Annotated in this window: 17 protein-coding genes and 1 riboswitch; of the genes, 14 read left to right on the top strand and 3 right to left on the bottom strand. The window is 46.8% G+C overall.

Annotation, left to right across the window (positions count from 1 at the left end; translation table 11 throughout):
- Window positions 1–876, top strand: a complete 876-nt coding sequence (locus CS948_RS14070) for an NADPH-dependent 7-cyano-7-deazaguanine reductase QueF (RefSeq protein WP_099292343.1) — start codon at window positions 1–3, stop codon at window positions 874–876.
- A 48-nt stretch (window positions 877–924) separates the two neighbouring features.
- Here CS948_RS14070 and CS948_RS14065 read toward each other — a convergent pair whose 3' ends face one another.
- A complete protein-coding gene (locus CS948_RS14065; RefSeq protein WP_099292342.1) occupies window positions 925–1113 on the bottom strand; it encodes a hypothetical protein in 189 nt (62 codons plus the stop codon).
- Between the two features lie 342 nt (window positions 1114–1455).
- On the opposite strand from CS948_RS14065, the gene CS948_RS14060 reads away from it, so the two are divergent.
- From CS948_RS14060 to CS948_RS14000, 13 genes are all read left to right on the top strand, one after another.
- Window positions 1456–1782 carry an MGMT family protein gene (locus CS948_RS14060; RefSeq protein WP_099292341.1) on the top strand — a complete coding sequence of 109 codons (327 nt, stop codon included), beginning with the start codon at window positions 1456–1458 and terminating at the stop codon, window positions 1780–1782.
- Window positions 1783–2193: 411 nt separating this feature from the next.
- Window positions 2194–2784 (top strand): cytochrome c nitrite reductase small subunit, encoded by a 591-nt coding sequence (gene nrfH / locus CS948_RS14055; RefSeq protein ID WP_099292340.1) that lies wholly within the window; start codon window positions 2194–2196, stop codon window positions 2782–2784.
- 14 nt (window positions 2785–2798) lie between these two features.
- The gene (gene nrfA, locus CS948_RS14050; protein ID WP_099292339.1) at window positions 2799–4277 is read left to right on the top strand and encodes an ammonia-forming cytochrome c nitrite reductase; all 1479 of its coding nucleotides are present in this window, start codon (window positions 2799–2801) and stop codon (window positions 4275–4277) included.
- Between the two features lie 7 nt (window positions 4278–4284).
- On the top strand, window positions 4285–5526 hold the full coding sequence (locus tag CS948_RS14045) for a cytochrome c biogenesis protein ResB (RefSeq protein WP_099292338.1): 1242 nt from the start codon (window positions 4285–4287) through the stop codon (window positions 5524–5526).
- Window positions 5523–6317, top strand: a complete 795-nt coding sequence (locus CS948_RS14040) for a cytochrome c biogenesis protein (protein ID WP_099292337.1) — start codon at window positions 5523–5525, stop codon at window positions 6315–6317. The genes CS948_RS14045 and CS948_RS14040 overlap by 4 nt, the downstream gene beginning before the upstream one ends.
- Before the next feature lie 93 nt (window positions 6318–6410).
- On the top strand, window positions 6411–7103 hold the full coding sequence (locus CS948_RS14035) for a Crp/Fnr family transcriptional regulator (RefSeq protein WP_099294529.1): 693 nt from the start codon (window positions 6411–6413) through the stop codon (window positions 7101–7103).
- 64 nt (window positions 7104–7167) lie between these two features.
- A riboswitch (TPP riboswitch) is annotated at window positions 7168–7318 on the top strand.
- 126 nt (window positions 7319–7444) lie between these two features.
- Window positions 7445–7645 (top strand): sulfur carrier protein ThiS, encoded by a 201-nt coding sequence (gene thiS, locus CS948_RS14030; protein WP_099292336.1) that lies wholly within the window; start codon window positions 7445–7447, stop codon window positions 7643–7645.
- A gap of 106 nt (window positions 7646–7751) precedes the next feature.
- Window positions 7752–9500 (top strand): phosphomethylpyrimidine synthase ThiC, encoded by a 1749-nt coding sequence (thiC, locus tag CS948_RS14025; RefSeq protein ID WP_099292335.1) that lies wholly within the window; start codon window positions 7752–7754, stop codon window positions 9498–9500.
- 157 nt (window positions 9501–9657) lie between these two features.
- Window positions 9658–11622 carry a thiamine phosphate synthase gene (locus CS948_RS14020; RefSeq protein ID WP_099292334.1) on the top strand — a complete coding sequence of 655 codons (1965 nt, stop codon included), beginning with the start codon at window positions 9658–9660 and terminating at the stop codon, window positions 11620–11622.
- Window positions 11623–11723: 101 nt separating this feature from the next.
- Entirely contained in the window at window positions 11724–12491 is a 768-nt protein-coding gene (locus CS948_RS14015) for a thiazole synthase (RefSeq protein ID WP_099292333.1), read from the top strand.
- 223 nt (window positions 12492–12714) lie between these two features.
- The gene (thiH, locus tag CS948_RS14010) at window positions 12715–13824 is read left to right on the top strand and encodes a 2-iminoacetate synthase ThiH (RefSeq protein ID WP_099292332.1); all 1110 of its coding nucleotides are present in this window, start codon (window positions 12715–12717) and stop codon (window positions 13822–13824) included.
- 115 nt (window positions 13825–13939) lie between these two features.
- Complete coding sequence (locus CS948_RS14005) at window positions 13940–14548, top strand: recombinase family protein (RefSeq protein WP_099292331.1); 609 nt, start codon at window positions 13940–13942, stop codon at window positions 14546–14548.
- 39 nt (window positions 14549–14587) lie between these two features.
- A complete protein-coding gene (locus CS948_RS14000) occupies window positions 14588–15337 on the top strand; it encodes a HesA/MoeB/ThiF family protein (RefSeq protein ID WP_099292330.1) in 750 nt (249 codons plus the stop codon).
- A gap of 361 nt (window positions 15338–15698) precedes the next feature.
- Here the strand turns inward: CS948_RS14000 and CS948_RS13995 are convergent, their stop codons facing one another.
- Entirely contained in the window at window positions 15699–17984 is a 2286-nt protein-coding gene (locus CS948_RS13995; RefSeq protein ID WP_099292329.1) for a Gldg family protein, read from the bottom strand.
- 17 nt (window positions 17985–18001) lie between these two features.
- The gene (locus tag CS948_RS13990) at window positions 18002–20293 is read right to left on the bottom strand and encodes a Gldg family protein (RefSeq protein ID WP_099292328.1); all 2292 of its coding nucleotides are present in this window, start codon (window positions 20291–20293) and stop codon (window positions 18002–18004) included.
- Window positions 20294–20296: the final 3 nt, after the last annotated feature.

The raw sequence follows: 20296 nt of genomic DNA, 5'->3' as shown, positions 1-20296 counted from the left end.
ATGGGAATAGAAGCCAAGGTACTCGGGCAGCAAGTTGCCTACCCCACGGATTATTGCCCGTTGATTCTCGTTCCGGTTCCCCGTAGTCTGAACCGGGTGATATACGATATTCATCTCCCGGAAGAACTTTTCCGGGGATATGACACATGGCATGCTTACGAGGCAGGATTCTTAACCCAAAAAGGACTTCCCGTGTGCGGGGTGCTAAAGATCGTGTATTCGGCGGGCAGCCCGAATATAGTGGAGAGCAAGTCCTTAAAACTTTACCTCAATTCGCTCAACATGACCCGCCTCGGGGAAAACGTGGCGGAAGGGATTGACTTGTTTACCCGAATCGTGAAATCCGACTTGGAGCAAATTCTGGATACACGGGTAGATATTTCTTTCTTCCAACAGGAACCGGAAGAATTGTTTTTCGATTTCAACGGCTATGCCCTGCTGGAAAACGATAAAAACACAGAAGACCTGTCATTCACGGAATACGACGAAACCCCGGCTCTTCTGGAAGAAAACACGCCCGGTGAAGGTGAAATAAAGGTTTGCAGCCATTTATTGCGCAGTAATTGCAAGATCACGAAGCAACCGGATTGGGGAAGCATCTATATTCGAATGAAAGGTTCCCGCCTGCCGAACAACGCTTCCCTGCTAAAATACATCGTTTCCCTGCGGAACGAGAACCATTTCCACGAGGAAATCTGCGAAATGACGTACAAACGCTTATGGGATAAATTCAACCCGGAAATACTCTCGATAACGTGTATTTACACCCGCCGGGGCGGTATAGATATTTGCCCGTCAAGGGCGAACAAAGTAGAGTACCTGCCCGAATACATCCATGATCCGGAGGTACTTACCCGTAAATTGATGAGACAGTAAAAAAGGGCTGGCTTAATGAGAATATAGCCAGCCCCGTGCAACCAGCTCTCATACCCGGATATTCTCGATAATATTCAGGTCTCTCAGCTCGTTTAATATTTCATGCGTAACTCCGGTAATTCGAACTCGTTTACCATGTGCCAATTTATACACGTACCACGGGGTGGTATTGTACTTCTTGGCCAAACTGAAGTAAACCAGCTTATTCTTTGATCTAAACACTTTTAATATAATCATACACATTTCATTTAAAATAACACGCTTATTTATAGTGCAAATACATCCATCTTACTCCCTCTCGCCAGTAAAACACCAATTCAAATAAATACTAAAAAAAGAAGGTTTTATGCGATAGCTTTTATCCATGATAACCGGACAGTACTTTGATTCCGCATGTATCATTCTATGTTTTGGAAATGAAGTAATTAAATACTTTTGATGACTGTTTGTTTTTTTAAATAGAAATCTTATATTTGCAGTATCAATAAACGTTCGTTAAATAATATTCGAGAAGCCCCATTAATTGGCTAGTATTGAATATATTTACTATCTTCACCCCGTGAACATGAATTGAATAATATGCCTGACAAGAGTACACGCGAAGAATTCTTCCCGGAAGTTTACGAAATCGTGAAACAAATCCCTTTTGGAAAAGTGCTTACCTACGGCGGTGTCGCCCGTTTAGCGGGCAGACCTCAATACTCCCGAATGGTCGGGCAAGCCATGTTCAACGCCCCGGCTGACCTGCATCTTCCCTGCCACCGGGTTGTAAATCACAAAGGGGGAATAGCCCCGAACTGGCCGGAACAAAAGGAATTGTTGATTGAAGAAGGCGTAACCTTCAAGAAAAACGGGTGCGTGGACATGAAGAAACACCGATGGAACACGGAGCTGTTACTGGAGTGAACATTGTTCGCCTTCGGCGAGTTGCAGGTTACAGGTTGCTTCTCTAGCGTGCAAGACTGTATCTTAGCTCTCCCTCTGTTTATAGAGGGAGTACCCCGAAGGGGGGAGGGAGTTTTTTGATTCAGTGATTCAATGATTGTCGATTCCGTGATTTACGAAGCGTTGCTAGTGCGGCTGGAATCATTCAATCTAAAATCATTGAATCTCCTAATCAACAAACTCCTCCGTCTGCTTCGCAGCCACCTCCTCTATAAACAGAGGAGGAGTTGGAATACTGTCATAAACGCTAGTGAAGCAACTTGCAACTCGCCGAAGGCGACTCTTCACAAGAAATTTATCAAAGTGTAATTTTGATTACACACACGTATTAATTAATTCCGTATTTTTGTCTAAAATTATACCATATAGCAGATGAAACTGAAAGCCATAATTAATCGAGTATTACCTTCCCGCAGGTGGAAGATAGTATCTATCGTTTTACTGGGAGTGATCAGCGGAAGCGGTATGCTATTCCTTTACGTGCTGCGGGCACACACCTATCTGGGTGACGATCCGTCAGCCTGCGTGAATTGTCATATCATGGCACCCTATTACGCCACGTGGTTCCATAGTTCGCACAGCCGCGACGCTACCTGTAACGATTGTCACGTACCACATGACAACTTCGTGAAGAAATGGGTATTCAAAGGAATGGACGGGATGCGCCACGTGGCGGTCTATCTGGCGAAAGGTGAACCGCAAGTATTGCAAGCCATTCCGGAGAGTTCAAAAGTGATCATGAACAATTGCATCCGTTGTCACACGCAATTAAACACGGAGTTCGTGAAGACAGGGCGCATTGACTACATGATGGCACAAGTCGGTGAAGGCAAAGCGTGCTGGGACTGTCACCGGGATGTTCCTCACGGCGGGAAAAACAGTCTTTCCTCTACCCCGGCGGCTCTGGTTCCTTACCCGGAATCCCCTGCCCCGGCTTGGCTAAAGAAATTAATGAAACAATAACAAACTAATTATATATGGAAAAGAAACTAAAATCATGGCAAGGATGGCTGTTGTTCGGGGGAACAATGGTTGTCGTTTTCGTATTGGGATTGCTCGTTTCAGCACTTATGGATCGTCAGGCTGAAATCGTGAGCGTTTTCAATAACAAGAAAGTCGAGATAAAAGGTATTGAAGCACGTAACGAGATTTTCGGGGAAAACTATCCCCGTGAATACAACACGTGGACGGAAACAATCAAGACGGATTTCAAGAGCGAATTTAACGGGAACGAGGCAGTGGATGTATTGGAACAACGTCCCGAAATGGTGATACTCTGGGCGGGATACGCGTTCTCCAAAGATTATTCCACTCCCCGGGGACACATGCACGCTATCGACGATATGCGTCATACCCTCCGCGTGGGCAGCCCCATGACTGCCGAGGAAGGACCGCAACCCGCTACCTGCTGGACATGCAAGAGTCCGGACGTGCCCCGCATGATGGAGGCTATCGGAGTTGAAAACTTTTACAGCAATAAATGGGCTGCCATGGGAAGCGAGATCGTGAACCCGATCGGGTGTGCCGATTGCCACGAACCGGAAAACATGAACCTGCATATCAGTCGTCCGGCTCTGCGGGAAGCATTTGCCCGCCAAGGCAAAGATATTGATAAAGCCACCCCACAGGAAATGCGTTCTCTGGTATGCGCACAATGCCACGTGGAATATTATTTCAAAGGCGACGGCAAATACCTGACTTTCCCGTGGGATAAAGGTTTCACGGTAGAAGACATGGAAACTTACTATGACGAAGCGGAATTCTATGATTACATACACGCGCTCAGTAAAACCCCGATCCTGAAAGCACAGCACCCGGATTACGAGATCGCCCAAATGGGTATTCACGGGCAACGGGGAGTATCTTGCGCCGATTGCCATATGCCGTACAAGAGTGAAGGCGGCATGAAATTCAGCGACCACCATATCCAAAGCCCATTGGCAATGATAGACCGCACGTGTCAGGTTTGTCACCGCGAAAGCGAGGAAACCCTGCGTAATAACGTGTACGAACGCCAACGCAAAGCCAATGAAACCCGTAACCGTCTGGAACAGGAACTGGCAAAAGCACACATCGAGGCAAAATACGCTTGGGACAACGGCGCTACCGATGAACAAATGAAAGAAAGTCTGAAATTATTGCGTCAGGCTCAATGGAGATGGGATTTCGGTGTAGCCTCTCATGGCGGTTCGTTCCATGCGCCGCAAGAAATACAACGTATACTGGGTAATGGAGTTGACAAAGCGATGCAAGCCCGGTTGGCTATCTCTAAAGTATTGGCCAAGAACGGTCATTTGGAAAATGTTCCCATGCCGGATATCTCTACAAAAGAAAAAGCACAGGCATATATCGGGTTAGATATCAAGAAAGAAAAAGAAGCGAAAGAAAAGTTCATGAACACGATTGTCCCCCAGTGGCTCGCGAAAGCGAAGGAAAACTGGAGAGTAAGCATGTAAAATATGTATGTGGCAGAAACCTTGGGGATATAAAGAAGGATTCGCGATTTGCGGGGGATTGTTCCTCGTGGGAACTCTCCTGCAAATTGTTTTAGGTAAAGTACATTTGGATCTTTTAGCCTATCCGGTGAATTTAATTCTTGGATTGTTCTATCTCGTTTTAATTATCGCGGCTTCTCTTTTGTCCCGGAAAGTATATCTTTTCCGGTGGATGAGCGGTTATCAAGCGGCAGTGACTTCCATGATAGCCGTCGTGATCATCACTGTTATCATGGGGCTCACGTTGCAGGTCAACGAGAAAGTACACGTCACGGGAATTGCCGGTTGGCTCGGTTTTCATCAAATGCTGTCGGCGTGGTCATTTTCCTTGTTACTGGTATGGTTCATCACGCTGTTGGGTATGGTAACATTGCGTCGTATCCGGCATTTCAAGCCAAGAGATATTCCGTTTATACTTAATCATATGGGACTCTTTCTAGCTCTCACGGGAGCCATCCTTGGAAGTGCCGATATGCAGCGGTTGAAAATGCAAACCAGCATCGGCAAAGCCGAATGGCGGGCTTTCGATGAAGACCAGAAACTGGTGGAATTACCGCTTGCCATAGAACTTCACGATTTCACGATTGACGAGTATCCCCCGAAACTGATGCTCATCGATAATGAAACGGGTAAGGTGATCCCCGAAAGAAAAGCCGAAAATATACTCGTGGAAGATTCTGTTTTATCGGGAGATTTAGAGGATTGGCATATCACCATTGAACAACGTTTGCCCTCGGCGGCAAGAGTCGCCACGGAAGACACGGTAAAGTACGTGGAATTTCATTCCATGGGAGCCGCCTACGCCTTGTACGCGAAAACAGAGAATCGGCAAACCGGAGAACGGCAGGAAGGTTGGGTGAGTTGCGGCAGCTTCCTGTTCCCTTACAAAGCCATACGCCTGAACGAAAAAATGAGTCTGGTGATGCCCGACCGGGAACCCCGTCGTTTCGCTTCGCGAGTGACCGTGTACACGCAGAGCGGACGTAAAGACTCGGCAACGATCGAGGTAAACAAGCCCTATCAAATAGAAGGTTGGAAGATATACCAGCTAAGCTACGACGAGAGTAAGGGCAAATGGAGTGAAATCAGTATTTTGGAAATAGTCAAAGACCCGTGGTTACCCTTGGTTTACACGGGTATATGGATGATGATAGCGGGAGCCGTGTGCATGTTCACGATAGCCGGAAAAAGAAAGGAGGAAAACGTATGACGTGGGATCAATTTCCAATATTTGCCGTTATAGCTTTATGCTTCTGGGGAGCGGGAGCGATAAGTGCATGGAAAGGCAGGCACCCGGGATTGACATTCGGGTGTACAATCACGGGATTGCTGGTGTTCTTCGCTTTTATCGTAAGCATGTGGATTTCACTGGAACGTCCGCCCATGCGTACCATGGGGGAAACCCGCCTGTGGTATTCGTTCTTTTTGCCCTTGGCGGGAATCATCACGTATGCCCGTTGGAAATATAAATGGATACTCACTTTCAGTACCGTCCTGTCCATCGTGTTCATCTGTATCAATATATTCAAACCGGAAATACATAACAAGACGTTAATGCCCGCCTTGCAGAGCCCGTGGTTTGCCCCTCACGTGATCGTTTATATGTTCGCCTATGCCATGCTGGGTGCTGCCGCGATCATGGCAATTTACTTGTTATGGTTCAAGAAAGAGAAAAAAGCCACACAACAGGAAATGGATCTCTGTGACAATTTGGTTTACGTGGGACTTTCTTTTATGACCTTGGGAATGTTATTCGGGGCGGTGTGGGCAAAAGAAGCATGGGGACACTACTGGAGCTGGGACCCGAAAGAAACATGGGCAGCCACGACATGGGTGTCCTATCTGGTATATATCCACTTCAGACTCCACCGGAACCGGAAACACAGAATGGCATTGAGTATATTACTCGTTTCGTTCGTTCTTTTGCAAATGTGCTGGTACGGCATCAATTACCTTCCATCCGCACAAGGGGTGAGCGTTCACACGTACAATTTGGATTAGTTCACTCACGGGGAGTTTGCCTTCGGCAACTTGTAACTTGCCGAAGACAAACTTTTATTTATATTTGCACGGTAAACCAGTAATTCAATGGCAATGAATTTAATCACTTTCACAAAGGAACACGAAGAATTATTATTCCAAATCCCTCTCTTCCGGGATTTGCCTTCTCACATAAAAGATTCATTACTGGAACAATTGGATTATTCCGTTTACAATATCAGCAAAAACGAACAGATTGCCAAACAGAACACGATCTGCAAGAACCTTATGGTACTGCTGAAAGGGCGTTTGCGGGTAGACATATTCGACGCTTTGGGTAATGAAGTAATGATCGAGAATATCATTGCTCCCCGTGCGTTTGCCACACCACATTTATTCAGTGCCGACAGCCTGTTGCCCGCCACCTTCACGGTCGTGGAAGAAGGTATTTATTTCACGGTTACCAAAGCCTCGCTGTTTGAATTAATCAGCAAAGAACCGAGCATCTTGAAGAAATTTCTCCAGATAACGGGTAATTGCAACCGTTGTACCGTTTCCCGTCTTCGGGCTCTCTCCCAGAAAAGCGTGCGGGGACGTTTTATCACCTATCTCTTTGAACACGCCAAAGATGATAATAATAAAGTCCTGATCGAACATAATATCATGCAACTCGCCGAATACCTGTGCGTCACTCGTCCCGCCCTCTCTAAAGAAATCAACAAAATGATCAAGGAGGGAATGATTGCCATGGAGGGTAAACAGGTACAATTGATTGATTTCAACGGTCTTCAACTAGCCATCCTGTAAAGAAACGTTTATTTTCTTTCCAAAATATTCCGCGTATTAAAATATTATTGTAGCTTTGTCGTGAAATATTCTGAAGGGGTGCCTAAGAAGCAAGGGAAATTTCCCGACACTTCTGTCTGACTAAGACCATTAGCAGATGAAAACAACGGGCTGAGATTATACCCATGAACCTGATCCGGGTAATGCCGGCGTAGGGAAAGAGTTATAATACAAGTTGAATGCCGTTTTATAGAATCCCCTGAAGAAATGGAAAATTGAAAATGAAAAATTGAAAATGACAACCCATTTCGGGAATTAAAGTTTAATTCAATTCTTTCATTCTAAATTTAAAAATTAAAACGATGCAGATATTTATAAACGACAAAGTATTTGAATGCCCCGCCGGGGCTACACTTCCCGAAGTATTGGAAGCCAACGACATCAAAACGGAAAACATCGCCATTGCCGTGGATTTCTCCGTTATTCCCCGCCCGGATTGGAATAAAACCGTTTTACAGGACGGAAACAAAATCATTATCATTAAGGCGGTACAGGGAGGATGATTTGATTTTAGATTTATGATTTACGATTTTAGATTCCAAATATCATTAAATCGTAAATTATAAATCTGAAATTATAAATCTGAAATCATAAATCTAAAATATAAACATGGAACAATTTAAAATCTCAAGCGGCCCGCTACCGGGTTCCGAGAAAATTTACGTGAAAGGCGAGATGTTCGATATCAAAGTACCGATGCGTCGTATCGCCCTCTCCCCGACGATTGATATTGACGGGAAAAAAGTTGAAAACGAACCCGTTGTTGTTTACGACACATCGGGTCCTTATACCGATCCGGACTATAAAGTGGATCTGCACAAGGGATTGCCCAAAATCAGGGAACAATGGATTGCCGACCGGAATGATACCATAAAATTAGACGGTTTAAGTTCCGAGTACGGACGGATGCGCCAGAATGACAAATCGCTGGATGCTCTTCGTTTCGAGCACGTGAACACGACTCCCAGAGTGGCAAAACCGGGGCATCGCGTATCACAAATGTATTACGCTAGACAGGGTATCATCACCCCGGAAATGGAGTTTATTGCTATCCGCGAGAATCAACTGGTCGATAAAATTAGGGAAAACTATAAAAAGGAAAAGGGGGAACCTTTAGGTGCTAACTTCCCGGAATATATCACGCCCGAATTCGTGCGCCAAGAAGTGGCTGCCGGACGTGCCATTATCCCGGCAAACATCAATCACCCGGAGAGCGAACCTATGATCATCGGACGTAATTTCCTCGTGAAGATCAATGCCAATATCGGTAATTCCCCGATTACCTCTTCCATATCAGAAGAAGTGGAAAAAGCCGCGTGGGCTTTCCGCTGGGGAGCCGACACGATCATGGATCTTTCTACCGGAAAGAATATTCACGAAACGCGGGAATGGATCATCCGCAATTCCCCCGTGCCCGTGGGAACAGTACCTTTGTACCAAGCATTGGAAAAAGTACGGGGCAAAGTAGAAGACCTGACATGGGAAATCTACCGCGACACGCTAATCGAGCAGGCAGAACAGGGCGTTGACTATTTTACCATTCATGCCGGATTGCGCTGGCATCATGTACCCTTGACGCTGAAACGCCTCACGGGTATCGTGTCCCGCGGAGGGGCTATCATGGCACACTGGTGTACCACGCACAGGCAGGAGAGTTTCTTGTACGATCACTTTGAAGATATTTGCGAAATACTGGCAAAATACGATGTCGGGGTATCTATCGGTGACGGGTTACGCCCGGGATGTATCGCCGATTCGAACGACGAGGCACAGATATCCGAATTGAAAACCTTGGGCGAACTCGCTCAGATTGCATGGAAACACGACGTGCAGGTTATTATCGAGGGTCCCGGTCACGTGCCGATGCAGAAAATCAGGGAAAACATGGATCTCGAACTTGAATATTGTAATGAAGCGCCGTTCTACACGCTCGGACCGCTTGTTACGGATATCGCTCCCGGCTACGACCATATCACCTCTGCCATTGGCGGAGCCATGATCGGCTGGTACGGTACCTCTATGTTATGCTATGTCACGCAGAAAGAACATTTAGGACTCCCCAACCGGGACGACGTGAAAGAAGGAGTGATCACCTTTAAACTCGCCGCCCATGCCGCCGATCTGGCAAAGGGACATCCGGCTGCCTATTATCGTGATTATGCCATGAGTAAAGCCCGTTTCGAATTCCGCTGGAAAGACCAGTTCCACCTTGCACTGGATTCTGAAAAAGCTCTCCGTTTCCACGACGAAACCTTACCCGCCGAAGGACACAAGGAAGCACATTTCTGTTCCATGTGCGGTGAACACTTCTGTTCCATGCGTGCAAGCGAGAAATTGAGAAAGAAAATGAAAGAATAAATGAGTTTATAAAGTTTATAAGGTTTGTAAAGTTCATAAAGTTATTCCCTTCACGGGGAATACTCTAAGACTTATTAAACAGTCGGAAAACTTTGTCCGAAGGACATCCAAAACCTTATAAACTTTATGAACCTTATAAACTTTATGAACTAACTACATGATAGTCGTCATTACCCCCCCTTACCGGATTCCGGATGAAGAAGTTATCGTGAATAGCCTCTTCAAGAACGGTTTGCACCTGTTGCATTTACGAAAGCCGGATGCAGAACGGGTTGTTTACGAGCGATTTATCCAGAAGATAGAACCTTGTTTCCGGGAACGCATCGTTGTACACGATCATTTTGATCTGGTAGAAGCATACGGACTGAGAGGGATTCATCTCAAGTCAAAGCAAGCGGAGCATTTCGGGGACAGGAAATGGTACGCGCATGTCAGCGTATCGTGCCACTCCTTTGAAGAGATCGCGACATTGCCATTCACTCCCGATTACGTGTTTTTAAGCCCCGTGTTTGACAGTATTTCCAAACAGGGGTACAAATCCATGTTTACACCTGACATGCTGAAGGAAGGATTAAAAAAGACCTCTACCCCCGTGATTGCCTTGGGAGGAATTAGCGCGGATAATGTAACCGCTTGCCGGAAATTAGGATTCCGGGGAGTCGCTCTGTTGGGATACCTTTGGGATACCCCTTCGGAAGCTCTCTCCCGCTTTCTGAAAATCTTTCCCGACGAAACGTTAAGCATCGCCGGATTCGACCAGAGTTCCGGTGCGGGAGTAACTGCCGACATCAAGACCTTTGAATGTTGCCGGGTATATGGATTAGGAGTTGCAAGCGCGATCACGTTCCAAAATCAGAACGAGTACCTTGGGACAAAATGGATGTCCCCGGGGGAGATTATCCGCCAGTGTGAAGTATTGTTCCGTGAATTTACCCCGGGATACGTCAAAATCGGGTTGATCGAAAACTTTGATTCTTTGGCACAAGTAGTGGATTACCTCACGACCGCTTTGCCAAAAGTGAAAATCATCTGGGACCCGATTCTGAAAGCAAGTGCCGGATTCCAATTTCATAACGGGGAAAACATGGAAACGATACAAAATATCCTCGGCAAGATATATTTACTTACCCCGAATAGAAACGAACTGGAGATTCTTTTCGGCAATAACTTGGAAGCAGAAGGATTGCAAAGAATTGCCAAACAATTGCATACCAATATTCTCTGGAAAGGCGGACACAACACGGAAGCGTTGGCGTCCGATCGTCTGATCACGGGAGAAGAGATATATACTTTCTCCGTCGCACGGGGAAAGCACGGCAAACACGGCACGGGTTGTGTCCTTTCCTCCACCGTTACCTCCTACTTGACTCTCGGGTATTCTTTACCTGAAGCCTGTCGTCTGGGACAACGCTATGTATCCGATTTTATTCGGGGAAATGACACGAATTTGGGTATACACAGCCGGATACACGCAACTGCTACAGCGAACCTGCACGAAATTCCGTTGCAGTACATCACGGATCACAAGGAGGGAACGCCTATTCCCGAACAAGTGGAAGCCGTGTGCAAAGGCGGTTGCCGTTGGATACAATTGCGGATGAAAGAAGTGTCGAGAGAGGAATTTATCCGAACCGGGAACGCCGTGAAAGAAATTTGCCGACGTTACAATGCTTTATTCCTGATCAATGATCACGTGGATATCGCCATCGAACTGGATGCGGACGGGGTACACCTCGGTAAGGAAGATATGAACCCACTGGAAGCCCGTAAAATACTAGGTTATTCAAAGATTATCGGGGGAACATGCAACACGTTTGATGACGTGGCAGAGCGCTATCGTCAACAAGTAGACTATATCGGTCTGGGACCGTTCCGGTTTACTTCCACGAAAAAGCGTCTGAGCCCGATACTGGGGTTGGAAGGTTATCAACAAATCACGGATAAATGCCGGGAAGCAAGTATTCATCTCCCGATACACGCTATCGGCGGCATCCGGGAAACAGATATCCGTCCGATTTTAGACACGGGAGTAACAGGTATCGCCCTCTCCTCTTTACTGAAAGACAGCGACGATATCACGGAAAAGACAAAAGAAGTTTTGTTACAATTGAAAACGAATTAATTGACGATTTATGAATTACGATTTACGATAAAAAAAAATGGCGACAAGTGCAGTTGAAATCATAAATCTTAAATCATAAAATCAAGAAATCTAAAATTAATATGGAACCATTAAAGATTGCAGACAAGGTATTCACTTCACGCCTGTTCACCGGAACCGGTAAATTCGCGTCAAATCAGATCATGGAAGATGCCATACTGGCGTCCGAATCGCAACTCGTGACAGTCGCACTGAAACGAGTAGACATGGAAAGCAAAGAAGACGATATACTCGCCCACCTTAAAGCACCCCATATCACGTTATTGCCCAACACATCCGGTGTGCACACCGCCAAAGAGGCAGTGTTCGCCGCACAGCTGGCAAGAGAAGCTCTCGGTACCAATTGGTTGAAACTGGAAATACATCCCGATCCGAAATACCTTCTCCCCGACCCGATTGAAACCTTGAAAGCCACGGAAGAATTGGCTAAATTAGGATTCATCGTTCTACCCTACATTCAAGCCGATCCCGTGTTATGCAAGCATTTGGAGAACGCCGGAGCCGCAACGGTAATGCCCTTGGGAGCTCCTATCGGGACAAACAAAGGTTTGGTTACCCGTGATCTGCTTGAAATCATTATCGAGCAAAGCCGGGTACCCGTTATCGTGGATGCGGGAATCGGGGCTCCTTCACACGCTGCCGCTGCCATGGAAATGGGAGCCTCTGCCGTGTTGGTGAACACCGCTATTGCCGTATCCCCCAACCCGGTAGAAATGGGACGAGCTTTCAAACTGGCTGTTGAAGCCGGACGCATGGCATTCGAGGCAAAATTAGCCAAGCAATACCGCCACGCCCAAGCCAGTTCTCCACTAACGGCATTCTTGGACTAAACCGCCTGTGGCGGGTTATAATTGCCTTCAGCAAGTTGCAGGTTACAGGTTGCATTTGCTTTCAGCAAGTTGCAAATTCACTTTGCCAGTGACATCAATTACAACTTGTAACTTACCAAAGGTAAATGTAACTCGCCAAAGGCGAATGTAACTTGTCGAAGACAAATGCAACTTGCCAAAAGCAAATTTAACCTGTAACTCGCCAAAGGCGAACATAAAAAAAATGAATACATTCTACGATACAATTAAAACTTACGACTGGGATGATGTAAAACAAAGCATCATGGATAAGTCGAAAAACGACGCGATTGCCGCCATAAACAACCCGCATCGCACGTTAGACGATTTTATGGCACTCATTGCACCCTCCGCCACTCCTTTATTGGAAGATATGGCTATCGAAGCGCAACGCCTTACACTAGAAAGGTTCGGGAATACCATCCAATTATACATTCCCCTTTACGTTTCCAATTATTGCACGAACTTTTGCGTGTATTGCGGATTTAACCATGATAATGAAATTCATCGCAAAATGCTTACCTTGGACGAGGTTAAGGCTGAAATAGACGTTATCGCCGATTGGGGTTTCAAGCATTTATTACTCGTATCGGGAGAAGCACCCGCCGTTACGACCGTGGATTATTACGAGGAAGTAATCCGTACCGTACGCGACAAATTCTCACAAATAGCCATAGAAGTACAACCTCTCGACACGGCAGACTACGCCCGCCTGCATGAAGCCGGACTTAGCTTTGTCTGCGTGTATCAAGAAACGTATAACGAGAAACAATACCCGCTTTACCACCCGAAAGGAAGAAAAGCAAACTATCGTTACCGTTTGGAAACTCCCGATCGAGCTTGCTCGGCAGGTGTACAAAAAATGGGAATCGGGGCGTTACTCGGGTTGGAAGACTGGCGCACGGATGCCTTCTTCACCGCCTTGCATCTAAAATACTTGGAAAAGAACTACTGGAAATCCAAGTTCTCGATCTCCCTGCCCCGTTTGCGCCCGCACGCGGGAGCTTTTATGCCGAAAGACCCGATCAACGATCGCCAAATGGTGCAACTGATCTGCGCGTACCGCTTGCTAGATCAACAGGCAGAAATCTCCATCTCCACGCGGGAAAGCCGGAAATTCAGAGATCACGTGATGCACTTGGGGGCAACCTCGATGAGCGCGGGATCAAGCACGGAACCCGGCGGGTATGTCGTTCCCCACAAGGAACTGGAGCAATTTGCCATTAACGATGACCGTAGCCCGCAAGAAATGGTGGAAGCCATTAAGGCACAAGGCTATGAACCGGTGTGGAAAGATTGGGATGCATGGATGTAGTCGAGAGCGGGACACTCTCTTGAATTTCATAACTAATTTTAACATTTATAGTATCACGTTTATTCTCCTCCTTTTGTTACGTTTGTCTTTTTAAACGTCAAAAACTAAATCAATTATGGTAGTTGCGTATTTACGAGTCAGTACTAACAAACAACACCTGGAAAATCAGGAGGAGGAGATTAAGAAATTTGCATCCAGCCGAGGTCTTGATATTGATAAATGGTACCACGACGTAGTCAGTGGTAAAGTTAGCAGTAGTGACCGGAAACTCGGTGATCTTCTTGAATCTTTGCAAGAGGGTGATTGCCTTATCGTCACGGAAGTATCGCGCTTGAGCAGGACATTGATCGATATCATGAATATCATCAATACCTGCATCCAGCGCAAAATTGTTCTTCACAGCACGAAAGAGGGATACACTTTCGAGAATAACTTGAATAGCAAAATCTTGGGGTTTGCCTTTGGGCTTGTGGCTGAAATCGAGCGTAATCTGATCTCCATCCGCACGAGAGAAGCTTTGGCAGTCAGGAAAGCGGAAGGCGTTAAACTGGGACGCCCGTACGGGAGTTGCCCGCAGTTAAACGTGTTAATCCAGAACAAGGATAAAATCATTGAACTCATGGATAACAGCGTCCCTTACAAGAAAATAGCCAAAAAATACAAGGTCTCCATCTGTACCGTCAATCGTTTCGTGAAGCAACACATTAACGAGAGAAATAATTAAAAGACAAATAGAACAAATTTAGAATTAAAGCGATAGAATATGTCATTAACCTCTAGAGAAACGGAACGTTATAACCGACATATAATTCTTCAAGACATTGGAATTCAAGGACAAGAAAAAATTAAAGATTCCCGTGTACTGGTAGTCGGTGCCGGGGGACTCGGTTCTCCCGTGTTATACTACCTTGCCGCCGCCGGCATCGGGCACATCGGAATCATGGACGACGATACGGTATCGGAATCCAACCTGCAACGACAGATATTATACGACACGACACACGTGGGGACAGCCAAGGCAACCGTTGCAGCCGCTAAATTAATTCAATTAAATCCTTTTTGCAGGATTACACCATATATCACCCGATTAACTCCCGATAACGCGCTCGAAATCATCACCGGTTACGATGTCGTGGTCGATGCCACCGATAATCTTTACGCCCGCTACGTCATAAACGACGCCTGCGTGCAACTGCATAAACCGTTCGTTTACGGTAGCATTCGCGAGTTCGAGGGACAACTCTCTGTTTTTAATTATCACGACGGTCCGACTTACCGGGATCTGTTCGAGTACCATGATGCCGTGAAGGACTTCTCGCAACCCCTAGGGGTGATCGGCGCCCTTCCCGGCATCATCGGTTCTCTCCAAGCCAACGAAGTAATAAAAGTCATTCTGGAAAAACCCGGTGTCCTTTCCGGCAAACTACTCGCCATCGATATCATGAACAACACGTATCTCACGTTCACCATTCAAAAGAAAAATGAACCCGACCCGGGGATGTATGATTTATAAATGCTTTTATAATTATATCACATAATATCACAATTATTACAACATATAGCGTTAAAAATAGCTACACCATCAGGCATCAAAGGAGTGGAAAAGGGGCGGAACACGGGTAAGCGACCTTGTAGTTGTTAATAAATGTTAATTAATCAACACAACTAAACCACTGTACATCAACATATTAACAGAGGAACACAAGGGGTGTTCCAGTATCGTGTACTGGTGGTGTTCCGGTGGTGTACCGGTGGTAAACGGTATATACCGGTACACCACCGGTTCACGACACGTTAAACACTCGTTAACAATACAAGGGTTCCCCTGACGAGCCCGTGGAATAGTCTAATCGTTCTATTATTGGAAGATGAAATCACCTCCCTCTTCTCCTGATCCACACGAAAATAGCCAATAGCAATAACCCGGCAGGTACAATCCACTTGAACGCGATCTCCGTCACTTTCACCCCGGTTTTACCGAGGAACAGTTTATTATCTATCGCTTTCGGGCGACGCACGTCTACCGGGGCTTCACCGTCGGACAGCCACTGGAAGGAACCGAGAATGATATAGAAATTGCCGTTCTCCATTCCCTCGCGGGGCTTGAATAATTCCGCGTTGCCGATACAATCGGCGTCACCGAGAATCACGATCTTCTGTTCGCGCACTCCCAGCGGACGGGATAATCCCAAAAGCGTCGTGTATTGTTGTTCCTTCTCCCCTGCAGCCAGATTATAACGCACCGTATCATCAATGAAATTCACGGTTTCCAGTTCATTCCACACTCCCGTGGAATCCGTCAATAACATCGGCGTAACTTTAAACCCCTTATCTACCGTGTATCTCAACCCGGTAACACCCGGCATCATGGCACACATGCGCCACTCGATCATCGTCCCGAAGAAATACGATAATTCCCGTGCCTCCTCTGTCGGCCATGCCAGCACTAGATCGGGCTGATAATCCTCTGTCGGTTTCACGAGTACTCCATCCGTGAACTCCACACCAAACTGCCGCACCAGAGGATTCATCCGTGCTTGTCCGCCCGCCTCTCCCGCGATAAACAAATTGCCTCCCCGGTCGATATATTGTTGTAGACGTTCCATTTCCGGCTCGCTCAAAGGTTGTTGCATGTCGGCTATCACCAGAATATTGATCCGCTCGGGAATATTCCCGTCCAATGTTACTTCTTGAACATCAAAACCTTGATTCAGCAAGGCATAGCGGAAACGCTTGTTTTGAGCAAAGCTGGCATAATCCCGATCCCGGTAGCGGCTGATACTTCTCTCGCCGTGTCCGGTGAGAAAACCCACGGTAGGCAACTCCATCACCATACGTTTGAACGCGGCGGAAATCTCCGCCTCCGACGGATCTCTCATCATATCGTCGAACTGCCGCAGGAACATCTTCTCCCCGCTTTCCCGTTCCACCTGCCGCACGAACCGGTTGTCCTCCGGCGACAGGTCAATCACCTGCTTGATCTGCTCCGGGGTCAAGTATCTCGACAACTTGATCTTGAACGACGCGGCAATCTGTTTTGCCCTTCTCTCCATCGGCAATTCAGACAAAAAACCTCTCTGTTTCGTGTTCTGAACCGAATCGTAATAATACACGTATTTCATCTTGATCTCCGGCTTGAACCGCAGGTATTCACGAAATTGGTACGCGTCATTATTCTGGTAACGAGGGAGTGCCTTCATGAAGTCCTCATCCAGCAAATTACTGTACGTGGTGATCGTGAGTCCGCCCTTCAGCTTCTTCACAATTTCCTGACTGTTAGGCGTCAACGTTAAACTATTCTCCCGTGTCGTGTCGATATACCCCATCAAGGCGGGACGGGAACTCACGTAAGCCACCATCGCCATGATAAGGAAAACACCCGCGTATTTCGCGAAATTCCGCACCCATGAACTCTTCTGCACGCGGGAAGACAGGCGCACGATAGAGAACCACACGCACATGGCGGGGAACATGATGAAATAAGCAATCTCCTCGCTGCAAATCATCCCGCCTATAAACGTTCCGGCATGCCGCGGAAGTGACAACCAAAAAGTGACGTCGCGAACGAAATCAATATCCTGCCAGATACGGTCTATGAAGTTCAAGAAAGTCAAGAATACTAAAGTCGCCACTGCCGCGATAATCTGGTAAGAAGTCAGCGTCGAGAAAAACAACCCGACGGCTGCATAAGTACATATCAAAAGGAAAAGACCGAGTATCCCGGTAAGAATCTGCAATACATCAAAGTTCTCTACCGCGAACAGACTGAATATCACGTACACGATAAAAATAGATACCAACACGAGCGCGAAAATCACCATGGACAAGTATTTACCCAAGATAATCTGCGCGTTCGTCATCGGCGACGAGTACAAAAGTTTCATCGTTCCCCCGGCAAGATCTTTGCTTACCAATCCCATCGTCAGTAAAGGGATGTACAAGAAAAGATAGTTCTGCACCTCGTAGAAAAGGCGACCGAAAATACTGGAACTGATAAACATGGGATCGTACCCCATCGCTTGCTGTTTCTCGATCATCGTGACGGAACCCGTGAAAATCAAACCACATTGAAAAGTAAATATGATCAACACTAACCAAGCTATAGGCGAGTAAAACAACATCTGTAACTCGGTTTTCGCTATTTTATATATCATTCTCATAATCTAAATTTTAAGTATCAACGTCCCCGGCGCCGAAGCCATATCAAGATTCCGGCAAACGCGAGTATAACGGGAATAACTACCATGAACACGATCTTCCATACCTCCATGGCAGACTCGCTAATATTCAATTTCCTGTCTATCGGCTCCGCGCGGGAAGTATTCACGGGCAATTCCTCGTGTGACAACCAGTAGAAACCGGAACGAGCCAACTCGTAATTAAAATTGCGAACTTCCCGCCTGCCCGTGGCAAATTCCCCGTTACTCAAGCAATCCGTGTTGCCGGAGATAACTACACGTTGTTGCTTGCCGTTCACGTCGCGGCTCAAAGCTATTACCGTGGCGAAAACTCCGGCACGGTCACTCGCTTCCGGTTCATAAACAATCGAATCACGCGTGAAGTCCGCGCCCCGTGTCCTATTCCAGCATCCCGTCGTGTCGGTGGTAAACAACGGCGTGATCGTCACCCCCTCGACGGGAGTGTATTCCAAACCGACGCAGCCCGGCATAGCAACGCAGCCCTCGTATATCCGAATTATATCCAACCCCGGCCATAATTTTATTCCTTCTTTCGTCGGTAAAGCCTGTATCAGGTCAGCTTGAAGATCTTTTGTCGGTTGCACCAGCTGCCCCGGCATAAAGCGGACACCGAACCGCTCGACAAGCGGGTTCATCAGTTCCTGTCTTCCCGGTCCGCCGAGTATAAAGAGATTGCCGCCCCGGTCAACGAAGGCGTCCAGATGCACTTTCTCTCGCTCGCTCAAAGGCGACCTTAACTCGGAAATCACCAGTATATTGATACTGTCCGGGATAGCCTGATCCGCTCGCACTTCCTCTATATCGAACCCCTGATTCACCATAGAGCTTCGAATATTCCTGTCACTGGAAATACGCTTATATTCCCGGTCGGCTTCCCGGTTGATATCGCGTTCACCATGCCCGGTAAGGAAGCCTATCGTCGGTACGTCCATCACCAGACGTTTGAATGCGGCGGAAATCTCGCCTTCCATCGGGGACTCTTTCCATCCCCCGTGATAATAGAAACGTAAATAAGACTTTTGCCCGTTCTCCCGTTCGATTACGCGTATTGTCTTGTTGCCCTCCGCGCTCAAATCCTCTATTTTCTTCATCTCCTCCGGCGACAGGAAAATAGAGAAAGGAATCCCGTAATTATCACATATCCGTTCTGCCCGTTCTCTGTCGTTCAAGTCGGGATATTGCTCGTCCAGTTCCTCGTTACCCGCGTTGTCATAGAAATAAACGTAACGCAACTTCATATCCGGTTTAAAACGCACGTAATCACGGAAATTGCCCATGTCATGATTAATATGATCGGGCAGCGTGCTCCAAAACTCCTTGTCAAGCACATTCGTGTAAGTCGTGATCTTCACCTTTCCGTCAAGTAACTTCACGATATTCTGGCTTCCCTCGCTCAGCGTATTTCCCTTCGTTCTCGTGGCATCGTAATACGACATCAGCATCGGGCGGGAACTCAGATACCCCAATCCCATCGCCAACACGAATACACCAAGGTAGGCACCCCAGCGGACTGTCCATCCCCGCTTCTGCACCCGGTTAATCAACCGGAGCGTTGTCCATGTCAAGAATATAGCGATCACGATCAGGAAATAAAGCACGTCTTCGCTGCATATTAACCCGTAAATAAACTCGAACACCCTGCCCCGGATTGAAAGCCAATAAGTGATATCCCGCACGAACTCGTAGTTCTGCCCCACGTCGCCCACGTAATTGAACAGGATGAGAATCATCAAAGTACCGAACACCGCCACCACTTGATAAGAAGTCAGACTGGAAACAAACAACCCGATAGCGGCATAAGCGCACAACAAAAGGTAAAGTCCCAGAATACCCGTCAACACGTAAGGAATATCTATATTCTCGATCGTGAACAAACCGAATATCACGTAAAACAATATCACGCCCATCATCGCCAGCCCGAATACCATCAAAGCCAAGTATTTACCGGCTACCACCTGAATATTGCGTAAAGGTGCCGACTGCAACAACTTTATCGTCCCCCCGTTCAAGTCGCGACTGATCATATTCATCGTCAACAAGGGAATATACAAATAAAGAGAGCCTTGTATCGACTCCATTAATCCCGCGAACACGCTGCCCGTCACTCTCCACATCTCGTATCCCATCGCTTGGCGTACCACGATTCCCTCCAACGAATCAGAAATAGTCATTCCGACCTGATAAGAGAACACGACCAGCAACAACCACGCCACGGGCGAGAAGAACAAAGATTGCAATTCCATCTTTGCTATTTTAAATGCCATCTTCATAAA

Source organism: Butyricimonas sp. Marseille-P3923 (assembly GCF_900184685.1).
Lineage (GTDB): Bacteria > Bacteroidota > Bacteroidia > Bacteroidales > Marinifilaceae > Butyricimonas > Butyricimonas muris.
This window is presented reverse-complemented; position numbering and strand designations above follow the sequence as displayed.